The following is a 16,084-nucleotide window of genomic DNA, read 5'->3' on the forward strand; positions in this document are numbered from 1 at the left end:
GGGGGCCTTTGTGGTTGTTGGTGATTGTGACGCTGATCACATGGCCTCAGCCTTGCGGGTCAAAGGCATCCAGTTCAAAGATGATCTGCACGCGCCAGACCCCCTCCTCGGTGCCTTGATGCAGTTCCGCGTCCAGCTGGCTTGAGAAGGCCTCGATCAACTGGCTGCCCAATCCGGTGCCACCGTCGCGGTCCTCGGGCAGCTGCCCGTCCGAACCAATCGAATTGGTGATCTCGAGCAACAGCTTGGCACCGCCATGCGGGCGCATCTCCAGCCGGACCCAGGGCGCCTCGCCCGGGCGCTGCGGAGCGGCGTATTTGATCGCATTGGTGAATGCTTCGGTGGCCAGCAAGGCCAGGGGCACCGCCTGATCGGGATAGAGCGTCAAGGGATGCAGATCGGTTTCAACCCGCAGCGCCGACCCCGGCGGCAGCGAGGCCACCGCCATCTGATTGACGATATCGCCCACCAGCTGATCGGCGGGCACCGCCGCCAATTGCTCGGCCTGATACAGATTGCGGTGAATGGTGGCGAGGCTGGCCACCCGGTCCTGCACGCTTTTCAGCACCCGCTTGGCATTCGGATCGCGCAGATTGCGCACCTGCATGTTGATGATCGAGGCGATCAGCTGCAGGTTATTCTTGACCCGGTGATGCACCTCTTTCAGCAGAACGGTCTTTTCCTCCACCGACGCCTCCAGCGCCGCCTCATCCCGGATCAAGATCCGCGCAAGGTTGTGAAAGGTCTGACTGACTTCGGCGATCTCGCCCGGCGCGCTGCGCAATACCGGCGGCGCGCTGTCGCGCTGGCCCAGCGCAAAGCGGCGCATTTGCCCGCGCAATTCGCGGATATGGCGGATCACCAGGCGCCAGACGGCAAACCAGGCCACGCCCAGGCTGACCACCCACATCATCAGCGGAAACAAGAGCGCGGTGGCGCCTGTCATCGGCCCGTTGATCTTCACTTCGGCGGGTTTCCAGCTGCCCAGGGCCTGCACGAGGCCCGGCACCACCGTCACCACACTGAACACACGCTCTTCGCCCCCGGCAGACAGGCCGCGGAAGCTGGTCTCCTGCATATTCGCGAGTTCCTTGAGGTCATGGTCGGCAGGCAAAATGGCGGCGGCCTTGTCCAGGCCCCCGGTGGCGGTCAGCACATTGCCTTCCGTGTCAAACAACAGCAGATCCGCGCCCTCGCCCGGATTGCTGCCGGGCGCGCGGACGCTGACCATATCCTGCGGAATCGACAGCACCACCAGCCCCAGCAGCACCCCCTCGCGCGCGACCGGCTGCGAGACGGCAAGCACGGCGCGCCCGGTGGCCGCACCCGCGCTTGAGGCGACGATCGTCGGCCCCGGCTTGGCGGTGAAACGCAGATATGTGGGTGATTTGCTCACATCGGTGGTGCGCGAACCGGACGAGCAGACCACCTGACCCTCGGTGTTCACATAACCCGCGTAGACATAGATGGCGCTGCGGTCCACGAGATCGCTCATCAGCGTGGTGCAGGCATCGACCGTGGTTTCCGGCCGCGCCACCGAATCCGCCAGAATGCTGGCGGCCCCGAGCGCGGTCTGAATGATCGCCCGTTCGCGGGTGGCCGCCTCCGAGGTGCGCCCGGTCAGCGCCGCTTCGGCCATCAACCCGGCCTGATCGGCCATCCGCCAGGTCTGAAAAACGGCGATCATGCCGAGCGGCAGCAGCGCCACCGTCAGCATCATCCCCATCCGAAACCCGACCCGGTCGGTAAAACGCAGGCGCGCGCTCAGCCCGGCCTTCATCAACTCACCGCGCCGCTGGCCGACATCACCGCCATACAGGCCGCATCGCTCATCACGGCTTCTTCGCCGTCTTCCAGTTTCAGCAGTTCGGCCAGACGTTTACGCCCCCGGTTCGCACGGCTTTTCACCGTGCCAATCGCCACGCCGGTCATCGCCGCCGCATCTTCATAGGAGAAGCCCGAGGCCCCCACGAGGATCAGCGCCTCGCGCTGCTCATCGGGCAGTTGCTCGAAAGCCTTGCGGAAATCCTGCAGCGCCAGGCGGCCGTCGTGATCGGGACGGGTGGCCAGTTTGGCCGCATGAATGCCATCGGTATCCGACACCTCGCGCCGCACCTTGCGGTGTGCCGAGTAGAAGGTGTTGCGCAAGATGGTGAACAGCCAGGCCCGCAGGTTGGTGCCCACCTGAAATTTGTCAATGTTCGACCAGGCTTTGACGATGGTGTCCTGCACCAGATCATCCGCCGAGGATCCATCACGCGTCAAACTGATGGCAAAAGCCCGCAGCGCTGAGAGATGCTCAACCAGCTGATCGCGCGGATCAGCGACCGCCGTATTGGGGGCCGCCGTATTGGGGGGTTGGCTCATGCCTTTGGCTCCTGCGCGCGCAGTTGCTGCAAAAGATCCAGAAATTTCGCCGGGACCTCTTCCTTGGCCTGCTCTTGATACACAAGCCGTAAATTCTCATCGATCTGCTGCTCGATTGCTGTCTGCTTGCGATTGTCACGCTTGTTGGTCATGTTTTGGGTGTCCCGGGTCGAAATAATTCCTGTGCACGGGAACCCAACGCGATCCGCCTGCGTTCGGTTCCAGAAATAACAAACTTTTTTCGGAGAGATCATGACCGAGGCTGCAACCGTCGATCTGGCTACCAAGATTGCCCGCGACCTGCCCTTTCTTCGCCGCTACGCGCGCGCACTGACGGGCAGTCAGGACGCCGGCGACAATTACGCTGCCGCCACGCTGGAGGCCATTCTGTCCGACCGCACCGCTTTTGAACGCGAGAAAGACAGCCGTGTTGCCCTGTTCCATGTGTTCCACGCGATCTGGCAAAGCTCGGGTGCGCCGGTGGCCGAGCCCGAGAACGACAGCCGCGCGATGCGCGCGCAGGCGCATTTGCGGTCGCTGACGCCGAACACCCGCGAGGCACTGCTGCTGCGCAGTGTCGAGGGGATGCGCCACGAACAGATCGCCGCCGTGATGGGGGTTGAACTGGCCGAGGCGGAAGAGCTGGTGCAGATCGCGCTGGATGAGATGGGCCGCGCGATGGCGGGCCGGGTGATGATCATCGAAGACGAAACCATCATCGCGATGGACCTTAAAGGCATCGTGCAGGCGATGGGCCATTCGGTGACCGGCGTCGCCCGTACCCATTCCGCCGCCATCACCCTGGCCGCGAAAGAGCGTCCGCAGCTGATCCTGGCCGACATTCAGCTGGCCGACGGTTCCTCGGGCATTGATGCGGTCAATGAGCTGCTGGCCGAAATGGGCGATCTTCCGGTGATCTTCATCACCGCCTTCCCGGAGCGTCTGCTGACGGGCGAGCGGCCGGAACCGGCCTTCCTGATCTCGAAACCCTATAACGAAGAGCAGGTGCGCGCCGCGGTCAGCCAGGCGATGTTCTTCGCCTCGACCGAAGGGCTGAGCCTCTGAGAGACGCGGGGCGTTATTCACCGCTCCTCCACGCCAAACAGCACAAGGCCGGATCGTTTGATCCGGCCTTTGCCTTTTCGCGGTGTCAGTGCAGGGCGCGGGGCGCTTAACTGCGCACGGCCCGCATCACCAGCGTGATCACGAAGAGCACGAGGAAGATGAAGAACAGCACTTGTGCGATGCCCGCAGAAGCGCTGGCGATGCCGCCAAAACCAAAGACAGCGGCAACGATGGCGATGATGAAGAAGGTCACGGCCCAGGACAACATGAGAGGCTCCTTTTCAGAATGTGGGATGCGTCAGACGCTCTGAAAATGCAACGCTGTCAGCCCCGCCGGAGTTCCCGCAGCCGTTCAACTTCAATGTTGACGATGGCCCCGAGCAACACGACGTAGGAGGAAAGATACAGCCACATCAGCAGCGCGATCACCGCCCCGATCGAGCCATAGATGCGGTTATAGGCCCCGAAATTGGTGAGGTAATAGGTAAACCCCAGAGAGACGGCAGACCAGGCCAGCGCTGCCAGCGCCGACCCCGGTGTCAGCCAGCCATCGCGACTGCCCCCGGTGGGACCAAAGCGAAACAGCATCCCCAGCGCGGTCAGGATCAGCACGAAGCTGCCCACCATCGGCAGCGCCGCCACCGTCCAGCTGCCGATCTGTCCCAGATGCAAAAAGTTCACCACAATCGGCACCACCACCGCCAGGGTCAGCGCCACCAGCATCACCGCCACCAGCGCCAGGGTCAGCGTATAGTCGAACACATAAGCCCAAAGACCACTGCGCTGCGGCGTCCCGCGGATCACGTTCAGCCCCTGCACCAAGGCCGAGACCCCGGCCCGCGCCGAGTAAAGCGCCACCGCGACCGAGACACCGGTGGTCCAGCCCAGGCTGGCTTTCGGCGCGCTCAACAGGGCACCGATCTGCTCATTCAGGATGGCCCAGGGCTCGGGCGGGATGAATTCCGCCGCCACATGCAGATAGGATTGCATCACCCCCGGATCCGCCACGAGGCTCCAGATCGCGATGGTCGCCGCCATGCCGGGGAAAATCGCAAAGATCGCATAGAAGGCGATCCCCGCCGCCACGAGGCCGACATGGCCCTCGCCCATCCGGGTGGCAATTGCGACGAGAAAGCGCCAGGTCGATACAATCATCTCAAAGTCCTTGTTTCCCCTAACTTAGCGGCGATCCGCTCAGGTGCAACTTGCACGCGCACGCGGTTTCTGGTTCGCTTGCGCTAACAGGGAGGAATTCAGATGCGTTACACACCGGCTCCGGACCGCTATTCCCGCATGACCTATCGGCGCTGCGGCAACTCAGGATTGAAACTGCCCGCCATTTCCTTGGGGCTGTGGCACAATTTCGGCCATGACACACCGCATGCCACCAAACGCGCGATCTGCCAGACCGCCTTTGACCATGGAATCACCCATTTCGATCTGGCCAACAACTATGGGCCGCCGCCAGGCAGCGCCGAAGAAGCCTTTGGCGACATTCTCAAAACCGATTTCGCCGGGTACCGGGATGAGCTGATCATCTCCTCCAAGGCAGGCTATGAGATGTGGGACGGCCCTTACGGCGAATGGGGCAGCCGCAAATATCTGATCGCGTCGTGCGATCAAAGCCTCAAGCGGATGGGCCTCGACTATGTGGATATCTTTTATTCGCACCGCTTCGACCCGGAGACCCCGCTTGAGGAAACCATGGGCGCGCTCGACCATATCGTGCGCTCGGGCCGCGCGCTTTATGCCGGGATTTCGTCCTATAATGCCGAGCGGACCAAACAGGCGGTGGCGATCCTGAAAGATCTGGGCACGCCCTGCGTGATCCACCAGCCCAGCTACAACATGCTCAACCGCTGGGTCGAGCGCGACGGCCTGAAAGAGACGCTGGCCGATCTTGGCGTCGGCTCGATTGCCTTCACGCCGCTGGCGCAGGGGCTGTTGACCAAGAAATATCTGAACGGCACGCCCGAAGACAGCCGCGCGGCGCAGGGAAAATCGCTCAACCCCGGCACGATCACCCCGGAGGCGCTTGCCAAGATCACGGCGCTGAACGCGATTGCCGAGCGGCGCGGCCAGACGCTGGCGCAAATGGCCATCGCCTGGGTGCTGCGTGGCGGCGGCATCACCACGGCGCTGATCGGTGCCTCGAAACCGGCGCAGGTCACCGATTGCTGCGGCGCCATCGGCAATCTCGAGTTCACCGAGGCCGAGCTGGCCGAAATCGACAGCCATGCGCAGGATGAGGCGATCAACCTCTGGGCGCGCTCGGCGGAGCTTGCGGAATGAAACCCGCGCTCTGGGTCTCGACCGGGCTTTGCGCCCTGATTGGCACGGCGGCCTGGGCAGAGATGCCCGCGCCGATGACCGATGCCGATTACACCGCCATCGATCAGGCCGAAGCCCGCCTCGGCCGCGATCTCTTCTACGACCCGATTCTCTCGGGCAACCGCAACATCAGCTGCGCCACCTGCCACCATCCGGATTTCGCCACCGGCGACGGGCTGTCACTGGGCATGGGCGAAGGCGGCATCGGCCTCGGCCCCGCGCGGCACCCCGACCCGAATGACCTGCCCGAGCAGCGGATACCGCGGAACTCCCCCGCGCTGTTCAATCTGGGGGCGACACAATTCACCCGCCTCTTCCACGACGGCCGCGTCGAACAAGATCCCAAACATGCCAATGGCCTGCGCACGCCACTGGAAGATGAGATGCTCACCGGGTTTTCCGGCATCCTCTCGGCGCAAAACATGTTCCCGGTGCTCTCGCCCGACGAAATGGCCGGGCATTATCAGGAGAACGACGTCTCCAAGGCTGTGCGCTCGGGCCGCATCACCGGCCCCGGCGGTGCCTGGGACATCATCGCGCAACGGGTCTGGGCGATCCCCTCCTACCGCAGCCGGTTTGAGGCGCTGCACCCCGAACTGACCACGGGAGCGCCGCTGACCTTCCCGCAAATCTCCAACGCCATCGCCGCCTTTGTCGCCGAGGAATGGCGCTCGGACACCAGCCCGTTCGACGCCGCCCTGCGCGGCGAAACACCGCTTTCGCCCGAGGCGCAAGCAGGGGCCGACCTCTTTTACGGCGATGCCGGCTGCAGCAGCTGCCACGCGGGCGCGCTGCAAACCGACCATGATTTCCACGCGATGGCGGCGCCACAACTCGGCCCCGGCAAGGCGGAACGCTTTGAAAATCACAGCCGCGACGAAGGGCGGATGCGGGTCACCGGCAATCCGAAAGACCGCTTTGCCTTCCGCACCCCCTCCCTGCGCAATGTGATGAAAACCGGCCCTTGGGGCCATGCGGGCGGCGCCACCGATCTCGCCGCTTTCCTGCGCGGCCATGGTCAGCCCGAGAGCCTCGCGGCCTACACCGCCACGGCCACCCTGCCCGCTTTCCCAAAAACCAAACCCGATTGGGCCATTCTGGAAGATCCCGCCGAAATGGCGGCGATTGAGGCCGCCTCCCTGCACACCCGCCCGCTGAGTGAGGCCGAGATCCCGCAGATCCTCGCCTTCCTCGACAGTCTGACCGATCCCACCGCGATCAAAGGCCGCCTCGGCGTGCCCGAAAGTGTCCCGAGCGGCCTGAAGATGGATAAATAGGCTTGCTTCGTTGAAAATATCCTCGGGGGTCCGGGGGCAGACAGCCCCCGGCCTCACCGCTTAGCCACCGGTGCGGTCAGGCTCCACCTTGGTCAAAGCATTCACCACCACCGGCAGCCAATCCCCCACCTGCCCGTCGGGCCAGATCACCCGAACTTCCGCGCTTTCCGCTGATCCCAGCCCGAAATGCAGCGGCAAAGCCTCGCCGCTGGCATGCCCGCCGCCAATGGTCACCTCCTGCGATTGCACGCGGTCCCCACTGCGCAGCTCAACCCAGGATCCCACCGCGCGGCGGTTCATCCCCGGCTGAATCGTCTCTATCTCGGCCCAATGCCCGGCATCCGCCGTCACATTGCGCCAGATCTCCAGCGGGGCGCGCCGGTTGACCACCACCAGATCCAGCAATCCGTCGCCATTCAGATCCGAGAGCGAAGCGCCGCGCGAGCGTTCGGCCGTGGCCACCCCCGCGACATCCGCCTTTTCGACAAAGGTGCCATCCGGCTGCTGCATCAGCAGATTGTTCGGGTCATGGATCGCATTCGACGGCATCTGATCGACATTGCCCTTGGCGATGAACAGATCCGGCCGCCCGTCATTGTCGATATCGCCGAATTCCGAATGCCAGCCGGTTGAGGGCCGCCCGTCATCGCCAAAGAACGGCCGCTGCGCATAGGTGCCGATGCTGTAGGGCGCATTCTCGAACCCGTCCCCCCGGTTGAACTGCAAGAGCTGATCGCCCATCGAGGTCATCACCACTTCCGGCAGCCCGTCACCGGTGATGTCGCGGCTGGCGACCCCCATCCCCCAGAGCGAGATTTTCGGCCAATCTGCCCGCTCGGCCAGCGGGTTCAGCTGCAGCATCTGCTCATAGCCGCCGCGCACGTAATAATGCCGGTCGTTGGAGATCCGCAGCTCCGGCGTGCCCTTGCGCTGCCAGTCGGAAATCAGCATCGACAGCGCGCAATAGCCGGGCCGGATCGTCTCTGTTTCACCATATTCGCGGCCTTTGGGCCGGATCATCTCCGAGGTGTCGCAGGCCTCAAACGGGCCGTTCGGATCGGCGCGGTTGACGTAATTGCCGAAAACCAGCGTCGGCCAGTCCTGCCCCTTTTCCCAGGTGGCGGTGAAGGCGGTGGTCCAGGCGTCGCGCGCGGTCAGGCCCCATTCCTGCGTCGCATCAGCAAAACCGCAATGACCATCGCCGCGCAACAGCGCGTTCTGCCCGACCCGCAGCACCACCAGATCCAGCGCGCCATCGCTGTCGATGTCGATCGGATAGGCACCCGTCACCTCGGTCAGCTCGGGCACCTGTCCGAGGTCAAAACGGATCGGCCCGCCCTGCGCGCTTTTGTTGACAAACAGGCGCGAGGGATTGCCGCCGCCCGCCGCGTAAAGATCAGGCCGCTGATCGCCGTTGCAGTCAAAAACCGCGACGCCGCCGCCGACGAAATGCTCCCAGCCGCCGCCGTAAATCTGCTCGGCGGGCAGCGCCTTGCTGTCGTCGACAAAGGCCGGATCGGCCAGCGCCGCCGTGCCTGCCGCGCCGATCATCCCGATGATGCAAAAGAAAATTTTCATGCTGCGGCCTCCCTGCCCTGCGTCAGCAATCCTTCGGTCAGCTCCGAAAGCGCCAGCGCCGCCGCCCCATGCGCCCAGAGCATATCGCCCCAGGCATGGGTTTCGATTCGCGGCATCGGCCGTTCGGTGTTCAGCGTCATCCCCTGCATTTCCGACAGGGTTTCCTTGGCATAGAGGTAATCATAGCGCATCCGCTCGCCCGAAAGGATGATCAGCTCGGGGTCAAAAAGGTTCACCACATTCGAGAGCCCCAGCGCCAGATAGCGCCCCGCCCGGTGAAAGATCGAGCGCGCGGCGGAATTGCCCGCCTTGGCGTGGTCGAACAGGCTTTCCAGCAGCGCCCCCACCGTCTGATTGTCGGAATGCGAGAGGTTCAGCGCGGTCTGCGCCTCGCGCACCAGCGCATAGTCGGCGACATAGGCCTCAAGACATCCCCGCTGACCGCAGCGGCAGAGCGCGCCATCGAGTTGCACCTTGGTATGCCCCAGCTCCATCCCCATGCCCTGCGCGCCGCGATAGAGCCGGTGGTTCAGCACCAGCCCCATGCCGACACCATGTTCGATGGTGACCACGGCGAAATCCGACAGGGTCCGCCCGGCGCCGAACCACAGCTCGGCCAGCGTCACCAGATTGGCGTCGTTGTCGATATAGACCTGCAAGGCCAACCGTTGCGACAGCGCCGCCGCCAGCGGCTCATGCCGGTTCATCAAAACCGGAGACCAATGCACAACACCTTGTTTCGTATCGACAAACCCCGGAACGCCCAGCCCCAAAGCTGTCAGGTCCGAACGCTGCAGGCCGGCCTTTTCACAGACCCGGTGCAGCAGCGTTTCGGTGGCATCCAGCAGATGCGAGAGTTCCATTGCCCCGGGCCGCCGGGGGATGGCGACGCTGGCGATCAGCTTGCCGGAAAAATCCACGATCACCGCCGTGTGTTCGCGGTCCTGCAGCTTGATCCCGGCCACATGATAGGCGCCGGCCCGCACCCCCAGGGCAACGGCGGGGCGGCCACGGCCACCGTCACCGTCGCGGGTGGTCTGCACCTCCTCCAGCAATCCCGCCTCGATCAGTTCAGAGGTCAGCATCGTCACCGAAGCCGGGCTGACCGAGAGGTCCTTGGCCACCTGCACCCGCGCAATAGCGCCTGCGGCCCGCACACGCTCAAAGATCTGCTGGCGCAGCGGGCGCGCGGTTTCCGACAGCGGCGGGATCAACGGACCACAACCCGGGTCCGGCACACCACGCAGCACCTTGCGGGCACCCCGATCCGGTTTCATTTATTCACCCCCCAAAGAAATATCTGCAGTTGCAGCATCAATTTCCGGTCCATAGCGCCGCACTGCGGCAATATTGTCCCAGTTCTCCCTGGGTTTGATGTTTGACCCGAGTTTTTTAATTTGACAACTGAATTTATTCCCCGCAAATTTCGCCCAGTCCGACTGGTTAGGTCGGCCGGGGCGCGCAGCCCCTTCTATGGGAGGAAGATATGCAAAAGATTCTTTTGGCCGCCGTCGTGCTGACGGCCGGTCTGTCGACGTCGGCCTTTGCGGAAATGACCGTGGGTGTGTCCTGGTCCAACTTCCAGGAAGAACGCTGGAAAACCGACGAAGCCGCGATCAAGGCCGCGCTGGAAGCCTCGGGCAACAAATACATCTCGGCTGATGCGCAGAACTCGGCTGCGAAACAGCTGACCGACGTGGAAGCGCTGATCACCCAGGGTGCCGATGCGCTGATCATCCTGTCGGTCGACAAGGATGCCGTGGGCCCGGCCATCGACAAAGCCGCCGCCGAAGGCATTCCGGTTGTGGGCTATGACCGCCTGATCGAAGATCCGCGCGCTTTCTACCTGACCTTTGACAACAAAGGCGTGGGCAAGATCATCGCGGAAACCGTGCAGGCCGCGCAGCCCGAAGGCAATTACGCGATCATCAAAGGCGACAAGGGTGACCCGAACGCCGCCTTCCTGCTGGAAGGCATGATGGAAGTGCTGAGCCCGGCGATCAACGACGGCAAGATCAAGATCGTCGGCGAGAGCTTCTCGGATGGCTGGAAACCGGACAATGCCCAGAAGAACATGGAGCAGATCCTGACCGCCAACGACAACAAGATCGACGCGGTTCTGGCTGAAAATGACGGCATGGCCGGTGGCGCGATTGCCGCCCTCTCGGCGCAGGGCCTGAACGTGCCGATCGGCGGCCAGGACGGCGACCTCGCCGCGCTGAACCGTGTGGCGCGCGGCACCCAGACCGTTTCGGTGTGGAAAGACTCGCGCCAGCTGGGCAAAGCGGCGGCAGATATCGCCGTGGCGATGGCCGGTGGCGCTGCGCTCGACGCGGTTGAAGGCGCGCAAAAATGGAGCGGCGGCGACAAAGGCGTTGAAATGAACGCGATCTTCCTCGCGCCGACCCCGATCACCAAAGAGAACCTGAACGTCGTGATCGACGCCGGTGTCATCTCCAAGGATCAGGCCTGCGAAGGCGCGATGGCCGACGTGGCTGCCTGTAAATAAGCGAACCACCGATGCCGCCTGACCGGGCGGCATCGGATTTTTCCGACGGGCGGATGCCGCCCGTATCCGACGCCGGAGCTGCGGCGCCATAACCGTAAAAACGGGCATTCTCATGAGCCAGAACACTTCGACGCCGTCCGCCTCCGCGGGCCAGAGCGGCGCTTTTACCCGATTCCTGCGTGCCACCGAAATCGACACACGTCTGCTGGGCATGGTCGGCGCGCTGGTGCTGATCTGGGTCGGCTTCCATTTCTATGGCGCGCTGGTCAACGGATCCGGGTCCTTTCTGACGCCGCGCAACCTGTGGAACCTCTCGGTGCAGACCTCTTCGGTCGGCATCATGGCGACGGGGATGGTGCTGGTGATTGTCACCCGCCACATCGACCTCTCGGTCGGCTCGATCCTCGGGTTCTGCGCCATTCTCATGGGGATGATGCAATCCTACATACTGCCGCCGGTCCTGGGCCTCGGCCATCCGATGATCTGGATCATCGCCGCCGTCACCGGCATGGCGCTTGGCACGCTGATCGGCGCGTTTCAGGGCGCGATCATCGCCTATGGCAAGGTTCCGGCCTTTATCGTGACGCTGGGCGGCCTGCTGGTATGGCGTGGTTGTGCCTTCCTCGTGGCGCGGGGCGAGACGATCTCGCCGCTGGACCCTACCTTCACGCTGCTCGGCGGCGGGCCTTACGGCGCTGTCGGCGCGACCGGCAGCTGGGTTGTGGGCATTCTGGCCTGTATCGGCATCATCTGGATGCTGGTGCGCGGCCGCCAACAGCGCCGCACCTTTGAATTCGCGCTGCGCCCGATGTGGGCGGAATACACGCTGGGCCTTTTGGGTTGTGGCGTGGTGATCGGCGCGGTTCTGCTGGTCAATGCCTATCCCTGGCCGAAGGGCATCGTCCGGCAATATGCCGCCGCGAACAACATCGAGGTACCGGCCGAGGGCCTGTTCATCAGCCATGGCTTTGCCATTCCGGTGCTGATCCTGGCCGTGGTCGGCATCGCCATGACCATCCTGATGAACCGCACCCGCTTTGGCCGCTATGTCTTTGCCATCGGTGGCAACCCGGATGCGGCGGAACTCGCCGGGATCAACACCCGCTGGATGACCGTCAAGATCTTTGCGCTGATGGGCTTTCTCTGCGGTCTCTCTTCGGTCGTGGCTTCGGCGCGCCTGAACTCGGCCACCAACGCGCTTGGCACGCTGGATGAGCTTTATGTTATCGCCTCGGCGGTGATCGGCGGCACCTCGCTCGCGGGCGGTGTCGGCACCATCTACGGCGCCATCCTCGGGGCCTTTGTGATGCAGAGCCTGCAGACCGGCATGGTGCTGATCGGCTTTGACGCCGCCATGCAGCAGATCGTGGTCGGCGGTGTTCTGGTCGTCGCGGTCTATCTCGACATTCTCTACCGCCGCAAATCGAAGTGAGGGCCGGAGCCATGGATATGAACAAAGGCACACCGCTGGTCGAGCTGCGCGACATCTCGATCTCATTTGGCGGCATCAAGGCGGTCGATCACGTCTCGCTCGACCTCTATCCCGGTGAAGTCGTTGGGCTTCTGGGCCATAACGGCGCCGGGAAATCCACGCTGATCAAATGCCTCTCGGGCGCCTATCAGATGGACAGCGGCGAGATTTACATCAACGGCGACAAGGCCGAGATCCGCAATCCGCGCGACGCCCGCAGCTATAACATCGAGACGATCTATCAGACGCTGGCGCTGGCCGATAACCTCGATGCCGCCTCGAACCTGTTTCTGGGGCGCGAGTTGGTGGGCCGGGGCGGCTTTGTCGATGATGCGCGGATGGAGGCGGAGACGCGCAAGATCATGGCGCGGCTGAACCCGAACTTCCGCAAATTCGCGGAACCGGTTTCGGCGCTTTCGGGCGGGCAGCGGCAATCGGTGGCCATTGCGCGGGCGGTCTATTTCAACGCGAAAATCCTGATCATGGATGAGCCGACCGCCGCGCTTGGGCCGCATGAAACCCAGATGGTGGCTGAGCTGATCCAAGAGCTGAAGCGTCAGGGTCTGGGGATTTTCCTGATCGAGCATGATGTGAACGCGGTGATGGAGCTTTGTGACCGTGCGAGCGTGATGAAAAACGGTCAGATGGTTGGCACGGTGAATGTGAATGAAGTCACCGATGACGACATTCTGGCGATGATCATCCTCGGCAAAAAGCCGGAAAAGGTGGCCTGATGTATCTCGGTCTTGATCTGGGGACCTCGGGGCTGAAGGGCCTGCTGATTGATGACAATCAGCAGGTTCTGGCCGAGGCCTCGGCGCCGCTGACCGTCAACCGCCCGGCAGAGGGTTGGTCGGAGCAGGCCCCGGCGCAATGGATTGGTGCCGCTGAGGCGGTACTGGCAGAGCTGGCCGCCAGGGGTCTTGGCGCGGTGCGTGGCATTGGCCTGTCGGGGCAGATGCATGGCGCCACGCTGCTCTCGGCCGCCGATGATGTGCTGCGGCCCTGCATTCTGTGGAACGACACCCGCAGCCATGCGGAAGCCGCAGAGCTGGACAGCGATCCGGATTTCCGGGCGATTTCGGGCAATATCGTGTTTCCGGGCTTTACCGCGCCGAAACTCCTCTGGGTCGCGCGGCATGAGCCGGAGATTTTCGCCAAAACCGCCCGGGTCCTGCTGCCCAAGGATTACCTGCGCCTTTGGCTGACCGGCGAGCATGTGGCCGAGATGTCGGATGCGGCGGGCACCAGCTGGTTTGACACCGGCGCCCGCGACTGGTCCGATGTGCTGCTGGCGAAATCCGGGATGAGCCGGGCGCAGATGCCGCGTCTGGTGGAGGGTTCCGAAGTCTCGGGCGTCCTGCGCCCCGAGCTTGCGGCGCGCTTTGGCCTGCCCTCGGGCGTGGTGGTCGCGGGCGGGGCAGGGGATAATGCTGCCTCCGGCATTGGGGTCGGCGTGGTCAAGGCGGGGCAGGCCTTTGTCAGCCTTGGCACCTCCGGCGTGCTCTTTGCGGCGAATGACGGCTATCAGCCGGATGCCGCCACCGCCGTGCATACCTTTTGCCACGCGCTGCCGAATGCCTGGCACCAGATGGGGGTGATCCTTGCCGCCACCGATGCGCTGAACTGGTTCGCCAGGCTGGCCGGATCGGATGCCGCCACGCTGACCGGCAGTCTCGGTGACTTGCAAGCCCCCGGGAAGGCGCGGTTTTTGCCCTATCTCGGCGGCGAGCGCACCCCGCTGAACGATGCCGCCATTCGCGGGGCCTTCATCGGCATGGAACATGCCACCGACCAAGCCGCCGCCACCCGCGCGGTGCTGGAGGGGGTGACCTTCGCGCTGCGCGATTGCCGTGACGCTCTGGCCGCCACCGGCACCCGCATCGACACACTGCTGGCGGTGGGCGGCGGCACCCGCTCTGACTACTGGCTGCAGGCCATCGCCACGGCGCTCGGGATTCCGGTGTCGCTGCCGGTGGCGGGCGATTTCGGCGGCGCTTTTGGCGCGGCGCGGCTGGGGCTGATGGCCGCCACCGGCGCCGGGGCCGAAATTGCCGTGCAACCGGCCATTGAACGGGTGATTGAACCCGTGGCCGCCCTGACTGACGCATTTGACCAAGGCCATGCGCGCTACCGTGCCGCAGCGGCCGCTATCCGAGGACTGACATGACCGAGTTTTTCAAAGGCATCCCGAAAATCCGCTATGAGGGGCCGGAAAGCCGCAATGAATTCGCCTTCCGCCATTACAACCCCGATGAGGTGGTGATGGGCAAGCGGATGGAAGACCATATGCGCTTTGCCGTCGCCTATTGGCACAGCTTTGCCTGGCCGGGCGGCGATCCCTTCGGCGGCCAGACCTTTGAGCGGCCCTGGTTCGGCGAGAGCCTGGATCTGGCGAAACTGAAGGCCGATGTGGCCTTTGAGATGTTCGACATTCTCGACGCGCCGTATTTCTGCTTCCACGATGCCGATATCCGCCCCGAAGGCGCGACTTTCGCGGAAAACACCCATAATCTGAACGTCATCGTCGATTACATCGGCGAGAAGATGCAAAGCTCGAAGACCAAGCTCCTTTGGGGCACGGCGAACCTATTCTCGAACCGCCGCTTCATGTCGGGCGCGGCCACGAACCCGGACCCGGAGGTCTTTGCCTGGTCGGCGGCAACGGTGAAAACCTGCATGGACGCCACGCTGAAACTTGGCGGCGAGAACTATGTGCTCTGGGGCGGGCGCGAGGGCTATGAGACGCTGCTCAACACCGATCTCGGGCGTGAGGCCGAGCAGATGGGCCGCTTCCTGCAAATGGTGGTCGAGTACAAGCACAAGATCGGCTTCAAAGGCGCGATCCTGATCGAGCCGAAGCCGCAGGAGCCCTCGAAACACCAGTATGATTACGATGTGGCAACGGTGTATGGCTTCCTCAAGCGGTTTGGCCTCGAGAATGAGGTCAAGGTGAACATCGAGCAGGGGCATGCGATCCTCGCCGGTCACAGCTTTGAGCATGAGCTGGCGCTGGCCGCGAGCCTCGGGATCTTCGGCTCGATCGACATGAACCGCAACGATTACCAATCCGGCTGGGACACCGACCAATTCCCGGATTCGGTGCCGGAAATGGCGCGCGCCTTCTATGAGGTGCTGCGCGCGGGCGGCTTTACCACCGGCGGCACCAATTTCGACGCCAAAGTGCGCCGTCAAAGCCTCGACCCGGAGGATCTGATCCTGTCCCATGCAGGCGCGATGGATGTCTGTGCGCGGGCGCTGAAGGCCGCCGCCGCACTGCTGGAAGACGGCAGCCTTGAGGCCGCCCGCAACGCCCGTTACGCAGGCTGGGACAAGCCGGAGGGGGCCGCGCTGATGAAAACCGACCTCGCCTCGATCTATGATCAGGTGGTGGCCAGCGGGATCAATCCGCAGCCGGTCTCGGGCCGTCAGGAGCGGTTGGAAAACCTCTGGAACCGCTTTGTATAAACAGAGTTATCCACATTG

The 16,084-nt window shown here is 63.6% G+C and carries 15 protein-coding genes; 8 read left to right on the forward strand and 7 right to left on the reverse strand.

Features of this window, described 5'->3' with window-relative positions; translation table 11 throughout:
- Positions 1–46: 46 nt before the first annotated feature.
- The 3 genes from ACEN2S_RS02830 to ACEN2S_RS02840 are packed head-to-tail and all read right to left on the reverse strand — an operon-like array spanning position 47 to position 2,519.
- On the reverse strand, positions 47–1,780 hold the full coding sequence (locus ACEN2S_RS02830; RefSeq protein ID WP_441862115.1) for a sensor histidine kinase: 1,734 nt from the start codon (positions 1,778–1,780) through the stop codon (positions 47–49).
- Positions 1,780–2,367, reverse strand: a complete 588-nt coding sequence (locus tag ACEN2S_RS02835) for an RNA polymerase sigma factor (protein WP_441862117.1) — start codon at positions 2,365–2,367, stop codon at positions 1,780–1,782. The genes ACEN2S_RS02830 and ACEN2S_RS02835 overlap by 1 nt, the downstream gene beginning before the upstream one ends.
- Positions 2,364–2,519, reverse strand: coding sequence for a NepR family anti-sigma factor (locus ACEN2S_RS02840; RefSeq protein WP_441862119.1), 156 nt, complete (start codon positions 2,517–2,519; stop codon positions 2,364–2,366). Before ACEN2S_RS02840 ends, ACEN2S_RS02835 begins: the two co-directional genes overlap by 4 nt.
- Positions 2,520–2,619: 100 nt before the next feature.
- Here ACEN2S_RS02840 and ACEN2S_RS02845 point away from each other — a divergent pair, with 100 nt between their 5' ends.
- On the forward strand, positions 2,620–3,432 hold the full coding sequence (locus tag ACEN2S_RS02845; RefSeq protein ID WP_441862122.1) for a response regulator: 813 nt from the start codon (positions 2,620–2,622) through the stop codon (positions 3,430–3,432).
- Positions 3,433–3,538: 106 nt separating this feature from the next.
- On the opposite strand, the gene ACEN2S_RS02850 is transcribed toward ACEN2S_RS02845, so the two are convergent.
- On the reverse strand, positions 3,539–3,700 hold the full coding sequence (locus ACEN2S_RS02850; protein WP_441862124.1) for a DUF1328 domain-containing protein: 162 nt from the start codon (positions 3,698–3,700) through the stop codon (positions 3,539–3,541).
- Positions 3,701–3,756: 56 nt separating this feature from the next.
- A complete protein-coding gene (locus ACEN2S_RS02855; RefSeq protein WP_441862126.1) occupies positions 3,757–4,587 on the reverse strand; it encodes a YihY/virulence factor BrkB family protein in 831 nt (276 codons plus the stop codon).
- A 102-nt stretch (positions 4,588–4,689) separates the two neighbouring features.
- Between ACEN2S_RS02855 and mgrA the strand changes: the two genes are divergently transcribed.
- Together mgrA and ACEN2S_RS02865 are read left to right on the forward strand one after the other, a co-directional pair.
- Positions 4,690–5,724 carry an L-glyceraldehyde 3-phosphate reductase gene (gene mgrA / locus ACEN2S_RS02860; protein WP_441862128.1) on the forward strand — a complete coding sequence of 345 codons (1,035 nt, stop codon included), beginning with the start codon at positions 4,690–4,692 and terminating at the stop codon, positions 5,722–5,724.
- Positions 5,721–7,040: a cytochrome-c peroxidase gene (locus ACEN2S_RS02865; protein WP_441862130.1), complete on the forward strand. Its 1,320-nt coding sequence runs from the start codon at positions 5,721–5,723 to the stop codon at positions 7,038–7,040. Before mgrA ends, ACEN2S_RS02865 begins: the two co-directional genes overlap by 4 nt.
- 60 nt (positions 7,041–7,100) lie before the next feature.
- Here ACEN2S_RS02865 and ACEN2S_RS02870 read toward each other — a convergent pair whose 3' ends face one another.
- Positions 7,101–8,618 (reverse strand): CRTAC1 family protein, encoded by a 1,518-nt coding sequence (locus tag ACEN2S_RS02870; RefSeq protein ID WP_441862132.1) that lies wholly within the window; start codon positions 8,616–8,618, stop codon positions 7,101–7,103.
- On the reverse strand, positions 8,615–9,895 hold the full coding sequence (locus ACEN2S_RS02875) for an ROK family protein (RefSeq protein WP_441862134.1): 1,281 nt from the start codon (positions 9,893–9,895) through the stop codon (positions 8,615–8,617). The genes ACEN2S_RS02870 and ACEN2S_RS02875 overlap by 4 nt, the downstream gene beginning before the upstream one ends.
- 209 nt (positions 9,896–10,104) lie before the next feature.
- Between ACEN2S_RS02875 and ACEN2S_RS02880 the strand changes: the two genes are divergently transcribed.
- The 5 genes from ACEN2S_RS02880 to xylA all read left to right on the forward strand — a co-directional run bounded on the left by ACEN2S_RS02880 (position 10,105) and on the right by xylA (position 16,066).
- A complete protein-coding gene (locus tag ACEN2S_RS02880; protein WP_441862136.1) occupies positions 10,105–11,127 on the forward strand; it encodes a substrate-binding domain-containing protein in 1,023 nt (340 codons plus the stop codon).
- A gap of 112 nt (positions 11,128–11,239) precedes the next feature.
- Entirely contained in the window at positions 11,240–12,559 is a 1,320-nt protein-coding gene (locus ACEN2S_RS02885) for a sugar ABC transporter permease (protein ID WP_441862138.1), read from the forward strand.
- A gap of 11 nt (positions 12,560–12,570) precedes the next feature.
- Positions 12,571–13,332 (forward strand): ATP-binding cassette domain-containing protein, encoded by a 762-nt coding sequence (locus tag ACEN2S_RS02890; protein WP_441862141.1) that lies wholly within the window; start codon positions 12,571–12,573, stop codon positions 13,330–13,332.
- Positions 13,332–14,768 (forward strand): xylulokinase, encoded by a 1,437-nt coding sequence (gene xylB, locus ACEN2S_RS02895; RefSeq protein ID WP_441862143.1) that lies wholly within the window; start codon positions 13,332–13,334, stop codon positions 14,766–14,768. Before ACEN2S_RS02890 ends, xylB begins: the two co-directional genes overlap by 1 nt.
- The gene (gene xylA / locus ACEN2S_RS02900) at positions 14,765–16,066 is read left to right on the forward strand and encodes a xylose isomerase (RefSeq protein WP_441862145.1); all 1,302 of its coding nucleotides are present in this window, start codon (positions 14,765–14,767) and stop codon (positions 16,064–16,066) included. Before xylB ends, xylA begins: the two co-directional genes overlap by 4 nt.
- Positions 16,067–16,084 lie beyond the last annotated feature (18 nt).

It is taken from the genome of Phaeovulum sp. W22_SRMD_FR3 (genome assembly GCF_052113705.1).
GTDB lineage: Bacteria > Pseudomonadota > Alphaproteobacteria > Rhodobacterales > Rhodobacteraceae > JBGQOG01.

Bases quoted from the DNA above. Each gene is read 5' to 3' on its own strand.
- ACEN2S_RS02855 (WP_441862126.1), bottom strand. From the start codon at position 4,587: ATGATTGTATCGACCTGGCGCTTTCTCGTCGCAATTGCCACCCGGATG.
- ACEN2S_RS02840 (WP_441862119.1), bottom strand. From the start codon at position 2,519: ATGACCAACAAGCGTGACAATCGCAAGCAGACAGCAATCGAGCAGCAG.
- mgrA (WP_441862128.1), top strand. From the start codon at position 4,690: ATGCGTTACACACCGGCTCCGGACCGCTATTCCCGCATGACCTATCGG.
- ACEN2S_RS02870 (WP_441862132.1), bottom strand. From the start codon at position 8,618: ATGAAAATTTTCTTTTGCATCATCGGGATGATCGGCGCGGCAGGCACG.
- ACEN2S_RS02835 (WP_441862117.1), bottom strand. From the start codon at position 2,367: ATGAGCCAACCCCCCAATACGGCGGCCCCCAATACGGCGGTCGCTGAT.
- xylB (WP_441862143.1), top strand. From the start codon at position 13,332: ATGTATCTCGGTCTTGATCTGGGGACCTCGGGGCTGAAGGGCCTGCTG.
- ACEN2S_RS02880 (WP_441862136.1), top strand. From the start codon at position 10,105: ATGCAAAAGATTCTTTTGGCCGCCGTCGTGCTGACGGCCGGTCTGTCG.
- ACEN2S_RS02830 (WP_441862115.1), bottom strand. From the start codon at position 1,780: ATGAAGGCCGGGCTGAGCGCGCGCCTGCGTTTTACCGACCGGGTCGGG.
- ACEN2S_RS02865 (WP_441862130.1), top strand. From the start codon at position 5,721: ATGAAACCCGCGCTCTGGGTCTCGACCGGGCTTTGCGCCCTGATTGGC.
- ACEN2S_RS02850 (WP_441862124.1), bottom strand. From the start codon at position 3,700: ATGTTGTCCTGGGCCGTGACCTTCTTCATCATCGCCATCGTTGCCGCT.
- ACEN2S_RS02890 (WP_441862141.1), top strand. From the start codon at position 12,571: ATGGATATGAACAAAGGCACACCGCTGGTCGAGCTGCGCGACATCTCG.
- xylA (WP_441862145.1), top strand. From the start codon at position 14,765: ATGACCGAGTTTTTCAAAGGCATCCCGAAAATCCGCTATGAGGGGCCG.
- ACEN2S_RS02845 (WP_441862122.1), top strand. From the start codon at position 2,620: ATGACCGAGGCTGCAACCGTCGATCTGGCTACCAAGATTGCCCGCGAC.
- ACEN2S_RS02885 (WP_441862138.1), top strand. From the start codon at position 11,240: ATGAGCCAGAACACTTCGACGCCGTCCGCCTCCGCGGGCCAGAGCGGC.
- ACEN2S_RS02875 (WP_441862134.1), bottom strand. From the start codon at position 9,895: ATGAAACCGGATCGGGGTGCCCGCAAGGTGCTGCGTGGTGTGCCGGAC.